This window comes from Acidovorax sp. SRB_24 (assembly GCF_012931925.1).
Genome location: NZ_MWOM01000082.1, coordinates 1 through 15,488, shown reverse-complemented (window position 1 = coordinate 15,488; position 15,488 = coordinate 1). Strand labels below are relative to the sequence as shown.

General features: G+C 66.1%; 17 protein-coding genes and 2 pseudogenes. 12 read left to right on the top strand and 7 right to left on the bottom strand.

Translation table 11 applies throughout. From position 1 onward, the window contains the following. The first annotated feature begins 27 nt into the window (after nucleotides 1-27). Complete coding sequence (gene ylqF, locus B2J89_RS18865; protein WP_169170477.1) at nucleotides 28-966, top strand: ribosome biogenesis GTPase YlqF; 939 nt, start codon at nucleotides 28-30, stop codon at nucleotides 964-966. Nucleotides 967-1,059: 93 nt separating this feature from the next. Here ylqF and B2J89_RS18860 read toward each other — a convergent pair whose 3' ends face one another. Together B2J89_RS18860 and B2J89_RS18855 are read right to left on the bottom strand one after the other, a co-directional pair. Beyond that, nucleotides 1,060-1,206: a hypothetical protein gene (locus B2J89_RS18860; protein WP_169170476.1), complete on the bottom strand. Its 147-nt coding sequence runs from the start codon at nucleotides 1,204-1,206 to the stop codon at nucleotides 1,060-1,062. An 84-nt stretch (nucleotides 1,207-1,290) separates the two neighbouring features. Then, complete coding sequence (locus tag B2J89_RS18855) at nucleotides 1,291-1,515, bottom strand: hypothetical protein (RefSeq protein WP_169170475.1); 225 nt, start codon at nucleotides 1,513-1,515, stop codon at nucleotides 1,291-1,293. A 145-nt stretch (nucleotides 1,516-1,660) separates the two neighbouring features. On the opposite strand from B2J89_RS18855, the gene B2J89_RS18850 reads away from it, so the two are divergent. Next, entirely contained in the window at nucleotides 1,661-2,590 is a 930-nt protein-coding gene (locus tag B2J89_RS18850) for a DHH family phosphoesterase (RefSeq protein ID WP_169170474.1), read from the top strand. Nucleotides 2,591-2,592: 2 nt separating this feature from the next. Here B2J89_RS18850 and B2J89_RS18845 read toward each other — a convergent pair whose 3' ends face one another. Both B2J89_RS18845 and B2J89_RS18840 read right to left on the bottom strand, forming a co-directional pair. After that, nucleotides 2,593-3,366: a pseudouridine synthase gene (locus B2J89_RS18845; RefSeq protein WP_169170473.1), complete on the bottom strand. Its 774-nt coding sequence runs from the start codon at nucleotides 3,364-3,366 to the stop codon at nucleotides 2,593-2,595. After that, nucleotides 3,366-4,676 carry an MFS transporter gene (locus B2J89_RS18840; protein WP_169170472.1) on the bottom strand — a complete coding sequence of 437 codons (1,311 nt, stop codon included), beginning with the start codon at nucleotides 4,674-4,676 and terminating at the stop codon, nucleotides 3,366-3,368. Before B2J89_RS18840 ends, B2J89_RS18845 begins: the two co-directional genes overlap by 1 nt. A 525-nt stretch (nucleotides 4,677-5,201) precedes the next feature. Between B2J89_RS18840 and rarD the strand changes: the two genes are divergently transcribed. The 4 genes from rarD to B2J89_RS18820 all read left to right on the top strand — a co-directional run bounded on the left by rarD (nucleotide 5,202) and on the right by B2J89_RS18820 (nucleotide 8,527). Beyond that, on the top strand, nucleotides 5,202-6,095 hold the full coding sequence (gene rarD, locus B2J89_RS18835; protein ID WP_169170471.1) for an EamA family transporter RarD: 894 nt from the start codon (nucleotides 5,202-5,204) through the stop codon (nucleotides 6,093-6,095). Nucleotides 6,096-6,142: 47 nt separating this feature from the next. Continuing rightward, nucleotides 6,143-7,129 (top strand): diaminopimelate dehydrogenase, encoded by a 987-nt coding sequence (locus B2J89_RS18830; RefSeq protein ID WP_169170470.1) that lies wholly within the window; start codon nucleotides 6,143-6,145, stop codon nucleotides 7,127-7,129. Nucleotides 7,130-7,136: 7 nt separating this feature from the next. Then, nucleotides 7,137-7,742 (top strand): hypothetical protein, encoded by a 606-nt coding sequence (locus B2J89_RS18825; protein ID WP_169170469.1) that lies wholly within the window; start codon nucleotides 7,137-7,139, stop codon nucleotides 7,740-7,742. A gap of 242 nt (nucleotides 7,743-7,984) precedes the next feature. Beyond that, nucleotides 7,985-8,527 carry a DUF2242 domain-containing protein gene (locus B2J89_RS18820; RefSeq protein ID WP_169170479.1) on the top strand — a complete coding sequence of 181 codons (543 nt, stop codon included), beginning with the start codon at nucleotides 7,985-7,987 and terminating at the stop codon, nucleotides 8,525-8,527. Nucleotides 8,528-8,531: 4 nt separating this feature from the next. Here the strand turns inward: B2J89_RS18820 and B2J89_RS18815 are convergent, their stop codons facing one another. Further along, the gene (locus B2J89_RS18815) at nucleotides 8,532-8,717 is read right to left on the bottom strand and encodes a hypothetical protein (RefSeq protein ID WP_169170468.1); all 186 of its coding nucleotides are present in this window, start codon (nucleotides 8,715-8,717) and stop codon (nucleotides 8,532-8,534) included. 205 nt (nucleotides 8,718-8,922) lie between these two features. On the opposite strand from B2J89_RS18815, the gene gltS reads away from it, so the two are divergent. After that, nucleotides 8,923-10,119, top strand: coding sequence for a sodium/glutamate symporter (gltS, locus tag B2J89_RS18810; protein WP_371809101.1), 1,197 nt, complete (start codon nucleotides 8,923-8,925; stop codon nucleotides 10,117-10,119). 27 nt (nucleotides 10,120-10,146) lie between these two features. On the opposite strand, the pseudogene B2J89_RS18805 reads toward gltS, so the two are convergent. Further along, nucleotides 10,147-10,739, bottom strand: a pseudogene (locus B2J89_RS18805) (DUF938 domain-containing protein). A 168-nt stretch (nucleotides 10,740-10,907) separates the two neighbouring features. On the opposite strand from B2J89_RS18805, the gene B2J89_RS18800 reads away from it, so the two are divergent. From B2J89_RS18800 to B2J89_RS18785, 4 genes are all read left to right on the top strand, one after another. After that, a complete protein-coding gene (locus B2J89_RS18800; RefSeq protein WP_169170467.1) occupies nucleotides 10,908-11,324 on the top strand; it encodes a GtrA family protein in 417 nt (138 codons plus the stop codon). Nucleotides 11,325-11,338: 14 nt separating this feature from the next. Beyond that, entirely contained in the window at nucleotides 11,339-12,292 is a 954-nt protein-coding gene (locus B2J89_RS18795) for a glycosyltransferase family 2 protein (protein ID WP_371809100.1), read from the top strand. Beyond that, entirely contained in the window at nucleotides 12,292-13,830 is a 1,539-nt protein-coding gene (locus B2J89_RS18790; RefSeq protein ID WP_169170465.1) for a glycosyltransferase family 39 protein, read from the top strand. The genes B2J89_RS18795 and B2J89_RS18790 overlap by 1 nt, the downstream gene beginning before the upstream one ends. A 305-nt stretch (nucleotides 13,831-14,135) precedes the next feature. After that, nucleotides 14,136-14,453: a helix-turn-helix domain-containing protein gene (locus tag B2J89_RS18785; protein ID WP_206041780.1), complete on the top strand. Its 318-nt coding sequence runs from the start codon at nucleotides 14,136-14,138 to the stop codon at nucleotides 14,451-14,453. A gap of 62 nt (nucleotides 14,454-14,515) precedes the next feature. Here the strand turns inward: B2J89_RS18785 and B2J89_RS18780 are convergent. Beyond that, a pseudogene (locus B2J89_RS18780) lies at nucleotides 14,516-14,937 on the bottom strand (DUF924 family protein); the annotation flags it as partial. Between B2J89_RS18780 and B2J89_RS18775 the strand changes: the two are divergent. Next, nucleotides 14,835-15,488: sodium/glutamate symporter (locus B2J89_RS18775; RefSeq protein WP_305792659.1), on the top strand; the 654-nt coding region annotated here is incomplete at its 3' end. The pseudogene B2J89_RS18780 and the gene B2J89_RS18775 sit on opposite strands and share 103 nt — an antisense overlap.

Sequence of the window (15,488 nt, the reverse complement as noted above, 5' to 3'; positions counted from 1 at the left end):
CCCCCCGAAAAAGCGAAAGATCTCCCCATGGCCATCCAGTGGTTTCCCGGTCACATGCACCTGACGCGCAAGGCCATTGCCGAGCGCGTGAAAGACATCGACGTGGTGATCGAAGTGCTGGACGCGCGCCTGCCCGGCTCGAGCGCCAACCCGCTGCTGTCCGAGCTCACGGGCCACAAACCCACGCTCAAGGTGCTCAACAAGCAGGACGTGGCCGACCCCGAGCGCACCACGCTGTGGCTCGACTGGTACAACGCCCGGCCGGACACGCGCGCCGTGGCGCTCGACGCGCAGGATGCCGCGCCCGCGCGCAAGCTCATCGACGGCTGCCACCAGCTCGCGCCGAACCGCGGCGGCATGGCCAAGCCGATGCGCGTGCTGATCTGCGGCGTGCCCAACGTCGGCAAGTCGACGCTGATCAACACGCTCAGCGACAAGCGCCAGGCCAAGACCGGCGACGAGGCCGGCATCACCAAGCTCGAGCAGCGCATCGTGCTGGCCGACGACTTCTACCTGTGGGATACGCCCGGCATGCTCTGGCCGCGCATCACCGTCGAGCAAAGCGGCTACCACCTGGCCGCCAGCGGCGCCGTCGGCCGCAATGCCTACGACGAGGAACTGGTGGCGCTGGAGCTGCTGCGCCGCCTGCAGCAGCACTACGCGCCGCTCCTGGAGGCGCGCTACAGGCTCGGCCTGGCCAGCGACGCGGTGGCGCAGATGCACGACGAAGAGCTGCTCGAAGCCATCGGCAAGAAGCGCGGCGCCATGCAGGGCGGCGGGCGCGTCAACCTGCAGAAGACGGCCGAGATCGTTCTGACCGACTTCCGCAGCGCGATCCTGGGCCGCATCACGCTGGAGGTGCCGGCCGAGTTCGAGGCCTGGAGCGCGGTCGCCGCGGTGCAGGAGGCCGAGCGCGCGGCGCGCAAGGAAGCGCGCAAGGCCAAGCCCCAGCGCAGCCAGCGCTGAACCGCCACCGCGTTGTGGCGAACGCCCACGAAAAAGCACCCGGTGCCGCCGCATAGCAGCACCGGGTGCTTTGTTTCAGGCCGGCGCAGGGCCTTACTTGTTCTTCAGCTTGCCGCGCGGCGCCACGGCGGTGACGGGCGGCGTGGGCCGGTCGGACACCGAGCCGCCTTCCTTGGGCGGCGAGGTGTCTTTCTTGGGCTTTTTCGCCATCTTGTTGTTGTGCATCTGTCCTTTGGCCATACGTCCTCCGTGTCGGTCTCGGGATGGGACCTCATGTGCCAATGGTACGGCACAAGCACCCTCCGCCTGGGCTGGCGGGGGCTCTCAGGCGGCCTGTGCGGACAGGCGGATGCTGCCCTCGCGCACGAAGCGGTCGAACTCGTCGCGCGGGATCGCCGTCAGGCCCGCGGCCTGGTTGTCTGCGGTCCAGCTCAGCGTGACGCTGTCGGGGGCGAAATCGAGGTCCACCGGCCCGAGCGGGATCGTCAGCGGCGCGCCGTCGCCGGGGGTGTAGGTCACGGGGCCGGTGATGGTGGCTCGTTGGCTCATGTCTGCTCCTTCAAAACAAATGGGCGATCGCATGCGCACGCCGTGGCGCGGCAAAGTCCCATTGGGCGCGCGTGGCGCGACCCTGTCTGTCAGACCACATCCCCTATGCGCGGTGTGCGTTGCCGCCGCGGTGACAATTGGGTCCATGAAACCTCTTTTTTCTCTGCGACTGCCGGTCGGCCCCAGCCAAAACGATCCCCAGCCGCTGGTCATCTACCACGGCCGCCGCTGCCCCGATGGGTTTGGCGCGGCGCTCGCCGCCTGGCTCTATTACGGCGACAGCGCCCAGTACCTGGCGCTGGACCACGGTGAAATCCAGGCGCTGGCCGACCTGCCGGCGCTTGAGGGCCGCGCGGTCTACATCCTCGACTTCTCGTTCCCGGCCGACCTCCTGCGCGGCATCGAAGAGCGCGCCGCCAAGCTCGTCATGCTCGACCACCACAAGAGCGCGGCCGAAAAGCTCACGGGCTTTGCCTGCCGTTGCGGCGTGGTGCACTTCGACATGACCAAGTCGGGCGCGCGCCTGGCGTGGGAATTCTTCCACCCCGAGCAGCCGATGCCGGCCCTGCTCAAGTACATCGAAGACCGCGACATCTGGAAGTGGGAGTTCGCCGAAAGCGCGGGCTTCCTGTCGGCGCTCGACATGGAGCCGCAAGAGTTCGCGCGCTGGCAGGAGATCGCCGCCTACAGCCCGGCGCAGCTCGACGCCTTCATGGCGCGCGGCGCCGCCATGGACGAGAAATACCGCAAGCTCGCGGCCGACATCGCCGAGGGCGCGCAGCCGCTGGTGTTCAACGGCGTCGCGGGCCTGATGGTCAATGCCCCCGGCATGTTCCACAGCCTCGTGGGCGACCTGCTGTCGGCCCAGACCGGCACGTTTGCGCTGATGTGGAGCGCCGGCAGCGGCGGAGTGAAGGCCGGCCTGCGCTCGCAGCGCAACTTCGACTGCATCGCCCTGGCCGAGAGCATGGGCGGCGGCGGTCACGCCCAGGCCTGCGGCTTCAAGATGGGCACAGCGCGCCTGCCAGAGCTGCTCAGCGGCACGTTCAACGCCGTGCCCGCGCGCGCCGCCTGAGCCTAGGCGCCGGGCAGGGCGGCGGGCGCCGGTTCCGCGTCCACGCGGCGCCACGCAAACCGCTGCTGCAGGCGCAGCCAGTCGGCCGCATCGGGCACGCTCGCCTGCAGCGCGGCCCAGTCGCACACCAGCTCCAGGTCACGCCCCGTCATGGGGTGCGGCACCGTGATCGCCTGGGCGTGCAGCCACAGCCGCGTCCGGCCCAGACGCTCGGCCCACCAGCGGTTGAGCGGGCCCTTGCCGTGTGTGGCGTCGCCCAGGATCGGATGCGCCAGGTGCTTGAGGTGGCGGCGGATCTGATGGCGCCGGCCGGTGCTCGGCACGGCTTCGACCAGCGAGGCGCGCGTGCTGGCGTGGCGTGCGTCGAACGCCTCGGCCAGCTCCAGCCGCGCCAGGCAGCGAAAGCGCGTGTGCGCGTCCTGCGCCGGCGCGCCCTGCGGGGCGTCGTCGGGCTGCAGCGCGTGGTCGACCTCGGCGGCATCGGGCAGCCAGCCGCGCACCAGCGCCACATAGCGCTTGTGCGTGCGCTGCTGCTCGAACGCCTGCGCCAGCGCGCGCGCAGCCTCGCTGTGCAGCGCCATCACCAGCACGCCGCAGGTGCCCTTGTCGAGCCGGTGCACCGGGTACACGCGCTGGCCCAGCTGGTCGCGCAGGGTCTGCACGACAAAGCGCGTCTCGCCCGCGTCGAGCCCGGTGCGGTGCACCAGCCAGCCGGCGGGTTTGTAGAGCGCGACGAGGTGCTCGTCGCGCCAGAGAATGTGCAGCGGCGGGGCCATCAGCTGCGCGCGGGCGCGTCGGCCGCCTGCTCGAATTGGTCCACGGTGCACAGCGACTTGAACAGCAGCGCCCAGCCGCCGACCACGGCGAGCGTGCACAGCCCGCCGACCACGGCCGCGGGCACGGCGCCGAGCCAGGCGGCGCTGGTGCCGGCGCGGAACTCGCCGAGCTCGTTGGACGAGCCGATGAACAACATGTTGACCGCGTTGACGCGCCCGCGCATCGCGTCGGGCGTGGAGAACTGCACCAGCGCGCCGCGGATGTAGACGCTCACCATGTCGGCCGCGCCGGCCACCAGCAGCGCCGCAAACGACAGCCAGAACAGCGTCGACAGCGCGAACACCAGGTTGGCCGCGCCAAAAATGGCCACTGCGATGAACATGGTGCGGCCGACATGGCGGTTGAACGGGCGCAGGCTCAGGTACAGGCCCGCGCCCACTTCGCCCACCGCGATGGCGCTGCGCAGCGCGCCCAGGCCCGCCGGGCCGACGTGCAGCACCTCGCTCGCGTAGATCGGCAGCAGCGCGACCACGCCGCCCAGCAGCACGGCGAACAGGTCGAGCGAGATGGTGCCCAGAATGATCGGCCGCGAGCGCATGAACACCAGGCCCGCGCCAAAGCGCTGCCACATGCTGCCCTGCGTGGGCGCGAGCGGCCCGGCGTGCGCCACCGCCACGCGCGCCAGCAGCAGCGCGCCCAGCGCAAAGCAGACCAGGCACAGCGCATAGGTGAGCCGGCCGCCGCCCAGCGCATACAGCACGCCGCCCAGGAACGGCCCGCCAATGCTGGCCGCGCGCATCAGCATGCTGTTGGCGGCAATCGCCGGCGCCAGCTGCGCGCGCGGCACGATCTGCGGCAGCAGGCTTTGCAGCGCCGGCCCCGAGAACGCGCGCGTGCAGCCATACAGCACCAGCACCGCATAGATGCCGGTCACGCCGGCGGTGGCCTCGGCCGACAGCCACCACAGCAGGCCGCTGCACAGCGCGCCCACGCTCCAGCTGGCGGCCAGGATGCGCTTGCGGTCGAAGCGGTCGATCAGGTCGCCGGCCGGCAGCAGCAGGCACAGCATCGGAATGAACTGCGCCAGCCCCACATAGGCCAGCGCGAGCGGATCGTGCGTGGTGTCGTAGACCTGCCAGGCCACGACCACGGCCTGCACCTGCGTGGCGAACACGGCCACCAGGCGGGCGATCAAAAAGGCGACGAAGCCGGCGTGGCGGTAGACGCTGGCGGGGGCGGCGGCGAGAGAGGTCACAACAGGGAGGGGTCCGGCGCCCGGAGGCGGGCCGTGGACTATACCTGCAGCCATGCCAAAAAATTGGGCACCGCGTTGCAGCCCAATGCCGGCGCGGGTTTGGCGGGTTGTACCGAAGGTTTTCCACAGAACAGCCCACAGCGGCTGGGTATAAGTACAAACCCTAGGTTGTTGGCGCTGTCACCGTGCTGCCACAAAGCGCCGCAGCCTGCCGGCGCGGGGGTTTCAGGTTATTTCAATGAAATAGCGCTCCAGCCCTTGCACAGTCAGCGCTGTATGCTATTTAATTAATAGCATTCTTGCGCTGCGCAATTTTTCTCGATCACCGCGCTGCCGCGCAGGGATGGGTGGTTGCCTCCTTTTAAGGCAGGCCGCGCAAACCCAGTGCCGGCGCGGTGTGCGGGGCTTGTGCACGCGCTTATCCACACGGTGCTGCACATTCGGCGGGCATAACCGCAGAGCGGCGGAAAAGCCACGCGCCAGCGCGGCGGGCGCGCGCGCATCACCGACAATGGCGGGTTGCCGCCGGGGCCCGCCGCGCCCTTTCTTTTCCACCGCTTTGCTGAAAGCCAGTTCTCTGTGATCAAGGGCATCGTTGCGTCCGTGCTGGCTTCGGTCCTGTTTGGCGCCATCTACTACCTCTCGCCGCTGCTGGCGCCGCTCGATGGCGAGCAGATCTTTGGCTGGCGCGTGCTGCTCACGCTGCCCTTCACCACCGCCTTCCTGCTCTGGCGCGGCGACGGCAGGCACGTCTGGGCGCTGTGGCTGCGCGCGCGCCAGGCGCCGCGCACGGCGCTGCTGCTCCTGGCCAGCTCCGCCATGCTGGGCGTGCAGCTGTGGCTGTTCATGTGGGCGCCGCTGCACGGGCGCGCGCTGCCGGTGTCGCTGGGCTACTTCCTGCTGCCGCTGGTGATGGTGCTGACCGGGCGCGTGTGCTTTGGCGAGCGCCTGTCGGCCGCGCACAAGCTGGCCACGGCGCTGGCCGCCGCGGGCGTGGCGCACGAGCTGGTGCGCGCCGGCGGCATGTCGTGGGAGACCTGGGTCGTCGCGCTCGGCTACCCCGTCTATTTCGTGCTGCGCCGGCGCCTGGGCTCGGACCACCTGGGCGGCCACTGGCTCGACATGGCACTGCTGGTGCCCGCGGCGCTGTGGTTCATGCTGCGCGCGCCGTCGAGCCTGCCGCTGGTGCCCGCGCACCCGGTGCTTTTCGCGCTGCTGCCGCTGCTCGGCGCCGTGAGCGCCGTGGCGCTCGCGCTGTACATGGCCGCGAGCCGCTGGCTGCCGATGGGGCTGTTCGGCCTGCTCTCCTACGTCGAGCCCGTGCTGCTGGTGCTGGTCGCACTGCTGCTGGGCGAGAGCCTGGCACCGGGCCAGTGGCCCACCTATGGCCTGGTGTTTGCCGCCGTCGGCGTGCTCGTGCTCGACGGCGCGCGCCAGCTGGCGCCCGAGCGCCGCGCCCGTTCCCCCGCCTGAATCGGGCACATTTCTTGTTTTTTCTTTCAGCACCACAGGACGACACTATGAGCGACACCATCCGCATCGGCATCGCCGGCTATGGCAACCTGGGCCGCGGCGTTGAAGCCAGCATTGCCCGCAACCCCGACATGGCCCTCGCGGGCATCTTCACGCGCCGCGCGCCCGCGCAGCTCACGCCGCTGCACGCGGGCGCGCCGGTGTTCCCGATGGACGCGCTGGCGCAGCACCAGGACGCCATCGACGTACTGATCCTGTGCGGCGGCTCCAAGGAAGACCTGCCGCGCCAGGGCCCCGAGTTGGCCGCGCTGTTCCACACCGTGGACAGTTTCGACACCCATGCGCGCATTCCCGAGCACTTCGCTGCCGTCAACGCGCCGGCGCTGGCCAACCGCAAGACTGCGCTGATCTCGGCCGGCTGGGACCCGGGCATGTTCTCGATCAACCGCGTGATGGGCGAGGCCCTGCTGCCCGACGGCGCCACCTACACCTTCTGGGGCAAGGGCCTGAGCCAGGGCCACTCCGACGCCATCCGCCGCGTGCCCGGCGTGGCCGGCGGCGTGCAGTACACGCTGCCCGTGCCCGCGGCCGTCGAGCAGGTGCGCAGCGGCACGCGCCCCCAGCTGTCCACGCGCCAGAAGCACACGCGCGAATGCTTCGTCGTGCTGCAGGACGGCGCCGACGCGGCCGCCGTGCGCGAGGCCATCGTCACCATGCCGCACTACTTCGACGAGTACGACACCAGCGTGCACTTCATCAGCGCCGAGGTCCTGCAGCGCGACCACGGCGCGATGCCCCATGGCGGCTTCGTCATCCGCAGCGGCAACACCACGGCCGAGGCCACGCAGGTGATCGAGTACGGCCTCACGCTGGGCAGCAACCCCGAGTTCACGGCCAGCGTGCTCGTGGCCTATGCGCGCGCCGTGCACCGCATGGCGCAGATGGGCCAGCACGGCGCCAAGACCGTGTTCGACGTGCCGCCCGGCCTGCTCTCGCCCAAGAGCGCCGAGCAGCTGCGCGCAGAGCTGCTGTAGAAGGCCCATGGACGTCCTGATCCTGGCGGCGCTGATCGCCTTCAGCGCCCACCTGCTCAAGTCGCGCTACCAGGCGCGGCGCATTGCGCTGCTGGGCAGCCACCTGGCGCAGTTCCAGATCGAGAAGCTCATGGAGAACCTGACCCAGGGCTACCTGCGCGCGCTGGGCGAGAGCGATGCCGGGCGCCGCGAGCAGGTCTGGAACCTGCTGGCCGGCACCGAGGTGGCGCTGTGCGAGCAGTTCAAGCGTTTCGCCGCGGACTTCGCCCGCGTCGATGCAGAGGAGACGCGCGTGAGCAAGCTGCCGATCGCGCTGCCCTATGCCGACCGGCTGCTGCCCGCGGCCACGTTCGACCTGCGCCAGGCGCTGCAGATCCATGCGCAGGGCATCGAGGCGGCCGCGCGCAACGAGGCCGGTCGCAGCCTGCGCGACAAGGCCTTCACGATGTCGGCCGAGCTGTTCCTGATGCAGCACAGCTGCCACTGGTTCTGCAAGTCGAAGACGGTGGCGTCGGCGCGCATGCTCGCGCGCCACCAGACCTCGCACGACCAGCTGCTCGCCGCGGTGTCGCCGGCCACGCGCAAGGCGTATGGCGCATTGGTCGGGCGCTGAGGCGTGTGGTGGATTGAGTTTCAGTGAAATCGGCCGCAAACGCTTGCAGGGCAAGCGCAAGCAGCTATGAAAAGCGAAGTGCACGGTGGCCTTTTAAAATCACCGGAACCGGCCGCCAGGCGCTTGCCCCCGCGCGCCCCGCGGCCCGGTCGCCCGCAAGAACACGCCCCAAGGAGTGCCAGGTTTTGAGTCTGTCCCACACGCGCGAGTGCGCCCCCGTTCCAGCCGCAGGGCCGCGGCGGCTGCGGCGCGCCGCCTGGGCGGGCGCGGCCTGCCTGTCGGCCCTGCTCGCGGGCTGCGGCACGGAGGCCAAGCGCTTTGCGCCGCAAGAAGACTTCGGCTCCGGCACCACCTATTCGCGCCTGTTCGACGCCACCCCGGCGCAGACCTGCGAGGCCGCGCGGCGCGCCCTGCTCAGCCAGGGCTACATCGTCGGCACCGCCAAGGCCGAACTGGTGGAGGGCCAGAAAAACTTCCAGCCCGCGGCCGAGTCGCACCTACAGATGGTGATCCGCGTGGTCTGCGTGCCCGACAGCGCCGACGGCAAGATCAGCCTGGGCTTTGTCACCGCGCTGCAAGAGAGCTACACGCTCAAGAAGAGCAACAACTCCGCCAGCCTGGGCGTCGGCGGCGTCGGTTCGGTCTCGCTGCCCTTCATGTCGGGTGGGGGCGAGTCGCTGGTCAAGGTGGGCAGCGAGACCATCGCGTCGGGCAGCTTCTATGAAAGCTTCTTCGACCTGCTCAAGGGGTATCTCGCGACCGACGCGGCGCAGCTGCCCGACTGAGCGCTCATTCGTCGCCGCTGCCCGCCAAGGCGCGCACGCCCGCCGCGCCCACGTCCACCGCCGTGCCCACCACGGCGGCGCCGACCTTCACGGTCGTTGCCACCACCGTCACCGCCGCATCGGCCACGGCCACCACGGCGCAGCCGCTGCAAAGGGCGCAAACAAGCAAGGCAAAAAGGGCAGGGCGCATGGTGGGGAGCGGGGGCAATGTGGAGAAGGCACCGATTGTGCCGCCTGGGCGCCCGCGCGGGCGCCCCGGGGCGGCGTGGTAAATTCGCGGGCTTGAATCGGCACGTAACCCTTGTTACATATGTGCCGATAGCTATCTTTTCGATAGCACAACTCCCCCTCTTTCCGGACGCAACGCGACCGGCCCGTACCCAAGGACTCCCTCTGTGATCACGTTCCAGCTCGATATCGCCCAGACCGTCGGCATTGCCGCCGTCCTGTTGGTGGTGGGCGAATTCATCAAAAAACACGTCAGCGTGCTGACCCGCTATTTCATTCCCGGCCCCGTGATCGGCGGCCTGCTGTTTTCGCTGATCGCGCTGGTCGGCCACGAGAGCGGCAGCTTCACCTTCGAGTTCTACGACAACATGCGCGCCTTCCTGATGATGGTGTTCTTCACCACCATCGGCTTTTCGGCCAGCTTCGAGCTGCTCAAAAAAGGCGGCGTGGCCGTGGCGGTGTTTCTGCTCGCGGCCATCGGCCTGGTGCTGATCCAGAACACGCTCGGCGCGGCGCTGGCCAGCGCGCTGGGCCTGCACCCGCTGATCGGCGTGGCCGCGGGGTCGGTCTCGCTCACCGGCGGCGTCGGCACGTCGGCGGCCTTCGGCCCCTTGCTGGAGCAGGCCGGCGCGGCCGGTGCCCTGCCCGTGGCCATTGCCGCCGCCACCTACGGCCTGGTCGCCGGCTGCGTGGTGGGCGGGCCGCTCGGCTCGCTGCTGGTGCGGCGTTACCGCCTGCAGGGCCCGGCGGGCCAGGGCCCTGCCGCGGTCGAGCACATCGCCACGGCGCCCGAAACCGGCGAGACCACCGACAAGACCGTGATGTACGCCTCCATCCTCATCACCCTGGCCATTGGCGTCGGCACGCTGCTGGTGGACTGGCTCAAGGGCCTGGGCATCACGCTGCCGTCGTACCTGGGCCCGATGCTGGTGGCGGCGCTGATGCGCAACGCCATCGACCTGCGCAAATGGCCGCTACCCATGCGCCAGTTCGAGGTGGTGGGCAATGTGTCGCTGGCCTTCTTCCTGGCGATGGCGCTGATGTCGATGAAGCTCTGGGAGATGGCGCACGTGGCCGGGCCGCTGCTGGTGATCCTGCTGGCGCAGACGGCGGTGATGTTCGCCTATGCCTACTGGGTCACGTTCCGCGTCATGGGCAAGGACTACGACGCGGCCGTCATGGCCTCGGGGCACTGCGGCTTCGGCATGGGCGCCACGCCCAACGCCATGGCCAACATGCAGGTCTTCACGACCAGCCACGGTCCGTCGGTCAAGGCGTTTTTCGTGATTCCGCTGGTCGGCTCGCTGTTCATCGACTTCTTCAACGCGGTGATCATCACGGGGTTCTTGAATTACCTGAAGTAGGGTGGGTCCGGGATGAGGCGGTGCACCTCAAATCACCCGTTCCCACACCAGCAGCAGATTGTTGGCCGGCATGGCATGCCGCTCGGCCAGGCGCAGGCCGGTCTTGGCGGCTTCCTGCTCCACGTCTTCACGCCGCCGGATGCCCCAGGCCGGGTCGCGCAGGCGCAGGCTCTGGTCAAACGCCACATTGCCCGCCGCGGTGGCCACGTCATCTTCCTGGTAAGGCCCGTAGGTGACCAGCGCACCCCCCGGTGCCAGATGTTGGGCGCTGCCGCGCATGTGGGCCGTCGTGGTGGTCCAGGGGGGCGATGTGCAGCAGGTTGGCGCAGTAAACTAGGTCAAACTGTGCGGCGCCGGGCAGCCAAGGGTCGGCCATTACATCCAGCACCAGGGCGGGTGCACCGGGTTGGCCCCTGCTGGGCCACCCACGCGGCGATGCTGTCCAGCGTGCCGATGTGTGCATCGATGGGCTGCTAGGTCCAGTGCAGCAGGTGGGCGACAAACCAGGCCACGTGCTGGCCTGTGCCCGGGGCGATCTCCAGCGCGTTGCCACGTTCGGGCAGCACGTCGAGGATAGGCTGTTTGTTGCGGTCGACGGCGGGGCTGAAGTCGGCGGTCATAAGACACTCTATCAAGGATGCCTGGCTGCGGGAATGCTGCCTTAGAGCGTGCCGGTGCCGCAGAGGCTGTTGCCGCCACGGAAGGTGAATTTGGCTGAAGGATGTTTGTTGCAAATAGTGCTCGAATCCATGAGAATTTGATCGGATAATTTCAGTGGTATATAGAAAATGCCGATCGATCCGTTCCCTGCTCGCACAAGCAATTTTTCCATACGCAGCGGCATCCATTTTCTGGTGGTAGGTGGATTTGCCACGGCTTTGCATTATCTGTTGACCGCTATTTTGTCCGTTTTATTCAAGTGGCCTTTGGTTGAATCGTCTGCTATTGGATTTTCCATCAGTGCCATTGGCAATTATTTTTTGAATGCGCGTTTTACATTCGAGAGCAAAAAACCCCATAAGGAGACATTTCCCCGATTTTTTGCAGTTGCCGGCGTTGGTCTTTTGATTAACACCATCGTATTAACCCTGCTGATGTCCATTGGCTTGGGGTCTATTATTTCTCAAACTCTGAGCACTTGTTGTGTCATCGTATGGAATTACAGTATCAACAGCATCTGGACTTTCAAAAAAGCGGAGTTTTGAGACCGGCTCCGGTGGTGAGTTTGGTGTTGCCCTGCTTCAATGAAGAAGAGGTACTTCCGGAAACCACGGCGCGGCTGACGGAATTGCTCGCCAGGCTGGAGAAAAAGGGGGAGATCGCACCCAACAGCGCCGTCTACTACGTGGACGATGGCAGTCGAGACCGGACGTGGGAAATCATCTCCGATTACGCGCTACGGACGCAGACGATTTGCGGCATAAAGCTAAGCCGCAACCGCGGCCACCAGAACGCGCTCTTGTGCGGCCTGATGACCGCCCCTGGCAAAGTGCTGATCAGCCTCGATGCCGATCTGCAGGACGATCTGGAGGTCATTCCGAAAATGATCATGGACTACCGCCAAGGCAGTGAAATCGTCTTTGCGGTGCGGAGCAAGCGCGACAAGGATTCCTATCTCAAAAGATACACGGCTGAGTCGTACTACACGTTTCTGAAATTGCTGGGTGTAGACGTGATCTACAACCACGCGGATTTCAGGCTGATGAGCCGTCGGACGATCGAGGAATTCCGGAGCTATGGTGAAACCCACCTGTTTCTGCGCGGGTTGATCCGCCAACTGGGCTTCAAGACCTCAATCGTCGAATTCGAACGCGCGGAGCGGTTTGCCGGAGAGTCCAAATACCCGCTTTCGAAAATGCTGAGCCTGGCCTGGCAAGGGGTGACTTCTTTCAGCGCCTACCCGTTGCGCCTAATAACGGGAGTCGGTGTGTTGGTTTCCATCGTTAGCCTGGCGATGGCAGCCTGGGCGTTGCTGCTGAAATTGTTCACGGATGAAGCGCTGCCCGGCTGGGCATCGACGGTGATTCCGATGTATTTCCTGGGCGGAGTGCAATTGCTCGGGATGGGCATCATCGGCGAATATCTGGCGAAAATTTACGAGGCATCCAAAAACAGGCCGCGCTTTCATGTGGAAACCGTGTGCGGCGTGCAATTCAAGGATCGAGTCAGGTAATGAAAAGATTCAGCCCGAATCTGATGCATGCAGGCGCGTTGTTGGTGATTGCGGCATTTGTTTTGTTTCTATTTGCATCATCACCGACCGATGGCGATTTTTGGTGGTTTGATTCTTCTCGCCATGCGATGAATAGCGTGTTTGTCCGGGATTTTTTACTCGAAGGCGGCATTTCGCATCCGGTTGAGTTCGCCAAGGAATATTATCAAAAATACCCGGCCATCAATATCGGGTTTTATCCACCGTTTCTCTATGTGAGCGCGGCGCCATTTCTCGCTATTTTCGGCGCCACACACGCGGTATCGCAAGCCGTCATTATTTTGTACGCCCTTTGGGCCTGTGTGTTCATCTATCTGATCTGCCGGCGCCAGCTCGACGGCGTCACCTCGCTGGCGGTCACGCTGTGCATCGCCGCCTTGCCGGAGATGCTGCGGTGGTCCCGGCAGGTGCAGCCGGACATCCCGGCGATAGCCTTGCTGCTGGCAACGGCGTATGGCCTGCTCCGCCACCTCGAAGGCGGGCGGAGCGGCTGGCTGTTTTTCATGGCGGTCTGCATGGGCCTGGCGGTGCTGACGCGAACGCAGGCGATCTACGCGGCGCCGGTATGTGTGTTCTTCGTGTTTTTCTCCAAGTACCCCCATCGCCCCTCCTTCGGCCGCCGACTCCTGGCGCTGGGCACGGCAGCGGTGATTGCCTTGCCTGCCATCTTGATGGCGGCTTATTTCAGCCAGCTGTACCAGTCGCTCGCGGTGGAGATGCCGGACATGCCCAAGCTGTGGTCGCTGCAGAACTGGCTCTGGTACGCCAAGATCCTTCCGCAGCAGATGGGCTGGGCCGTGGTCGCGCTGGTGGTCGCTGGGCTCATTGCCGCGGTGGTGGCATCGCAGAAATCCGGCATGACGCCGCCGATGCGGGTCGTGGCCGCGCTCCTCTGTTGCTCGTGGGTGTTTTTCTCGGTCGTGTCGAACAAGGAGCCACGCTTCAACCTGCCGAGCCTGCCCTTTTTGTTCATGCTGGCGGCGCTGGGCAGCTATGGGTTGTCGGCCCGATGGACGGCGCGCGCGACCGTGCTGTTGGCGCTGTTTCTGGTCTGTCGGGCGGTGGTGGGCCACCCGGTGCCGGTGGTCGCCGGCTTCAAGGAGGCCGTGCTGGCGGCGCAGGCGGTGACGCCGCAGGAACGCAACGTGCTGATTTCCGCGCATCGCGACGGCTCATTTATTTTCGACCTGCGCACGGTCGGACACCGACGCGACATCGGCAGCCGGCGGGCCGACAAACTCTTTGTGGAAATGAAGATCGTGCGGGAGATGGGCATCCGGAACATCGACATGAGCGAGAAAGAAATCGTCGATTTGCTCGACCGGGAAAAAATCTCCACCGTGGTGTCCCAGTTCGGCTATTTGTCCGACCAGCCGACCATGCTGCGTTTCCAGAAAATCCTGGACGCGGGGGTCTTTTATGAAAAGCACCAAACAATTCCCATGACCGGTGAAACCCTGGCCGACGAGACAGAACTCGTGGTCTACAAGAGACGTTAGCCGCCAAACCATGCAGTCGATGGCCGGCTTACAGAATGATGATGATGTTCTTCGGCAGCTGCAGCGGGGGCAGATCGGTATCACCCAGCAGCTCGTGTAGGCGGTACGACTTGCCGCTCTTTAAACTTTGCCATCCAGGCGGCAAAGTCGATGGCGCCGATGCGCGGGTTGTCACCCGGTGTCAGCGATTGGTCATCTAGCACCACACCGAAATAGGGCGTCTGTGCATCTCTCTCCACGGTGCGCATCCCCCGTGGCGCCCAGGTAGCGCTGCAGCAGAACCGCCAGGCCGACGCGCTGAACCTGTGATCGTTGGCAACCTGGAACGTGCCGACCTGACGGTCGAATTCCTCACCGAGAAGGCCCGCATGAGCCTGCGCAATTTCGCGCGCCTCTACAAACACAAGATCGGCCGCACACCGGCCAAGGCGGTGGAGGTGTTCCGCCTGGAGGCCGCGCGGCGCCTGCTGGAGAATTCGACCCGCAACATCGACCGGATCGCGGTGCAATGTGGCTTTGGTGACGAGGAGCGTATGCGTGTCACCTTCCAGCGCAACCTTGGTGTGGCACCGCGGGATTACCGCAAGCGGTTTGCCGTCAGCCGTGTTGCAACCGTGGCCTGAAGTTGGCAACACCCACTGTGGCCGAGTGCAGTATTAAGTATTGCTGGGGCTTGCCAGTAGCCCTAAAACGACGAGCTTGGCTCGCTCAAAAACGCCAACTCGGCCACGGTGGAGTTGCGGCCCAGGATCTGGTTGCGGTGCGGGTAAAGCCCGAAACACGCAGTGATGGCCTAGTGCCGCATTTCAAAGTCGAGGTTGTTCTCCAGCCCTGGCTGGGTGAACAGCGGCACCGCTTGGGCGTGGATCGGCGGCGACTCGCTGTGCATGTAGGGATGTAGGCAAAGGGGCGCTGCGCCAGCGCCAGACTGCCGTCCTGCCCGCTGGCCACCAGCTCCTGGGCCAGCACCAGGGCCAGGGCATCCTGGGCAAAAGCGCGGGGGAATGCGCGAAAGATGTTGCGCGAGAACTGGACCAGCACCAGGATTTCCGCCGGGCGCCCCTGCGGCGTGGCACGCCACGCCCACAACTCACACCGCGGCGCCGCAGCTCGAGAGCGTACCGGACGCCGGCGAGAACACGAGCGACACGGTGATGTACGCAGCCATCCTTGTCACCCTGGCCATTGGCGTCGGCACGCTGCTGGTGGACTGGCTCAAGGGCCTGGGCATCACGCTGCCGTCGTACCTGGGCCCGATGCTGGTGGCGGCGCTGATGCGCAACGCCATCGACCTGCGCAAATGGCCGCTACCCATGCGCCAGTTCGAGGTGGTGGGCAATGTGTCGCTGGCCTTCTTCCTGGCGATGGCGCTGATGTCGATGAAGCTCTGGGAGATGGCGCACGTGGCCGGGCCGCTGCTGGTGATCCTGCTGGCGCAGACGGCGGTGATGTTCGCCTATGCCTACTGGGTCACGTTCCGCGTCATGGGCAAGGACTACGACGCGGCCGTCATGGCCTCGGGGCACTGCGGCTTCGGCATGGGCGCCACGCCCAACGCCATGGCCAACATGCAGGTCTTCACGACCAGCCACGGTCCGTCGGTCAAGGCGTTTTTCGTGATTCCGCTGGTCGGCTCGCTGTTCATCGACTTCTTCAAC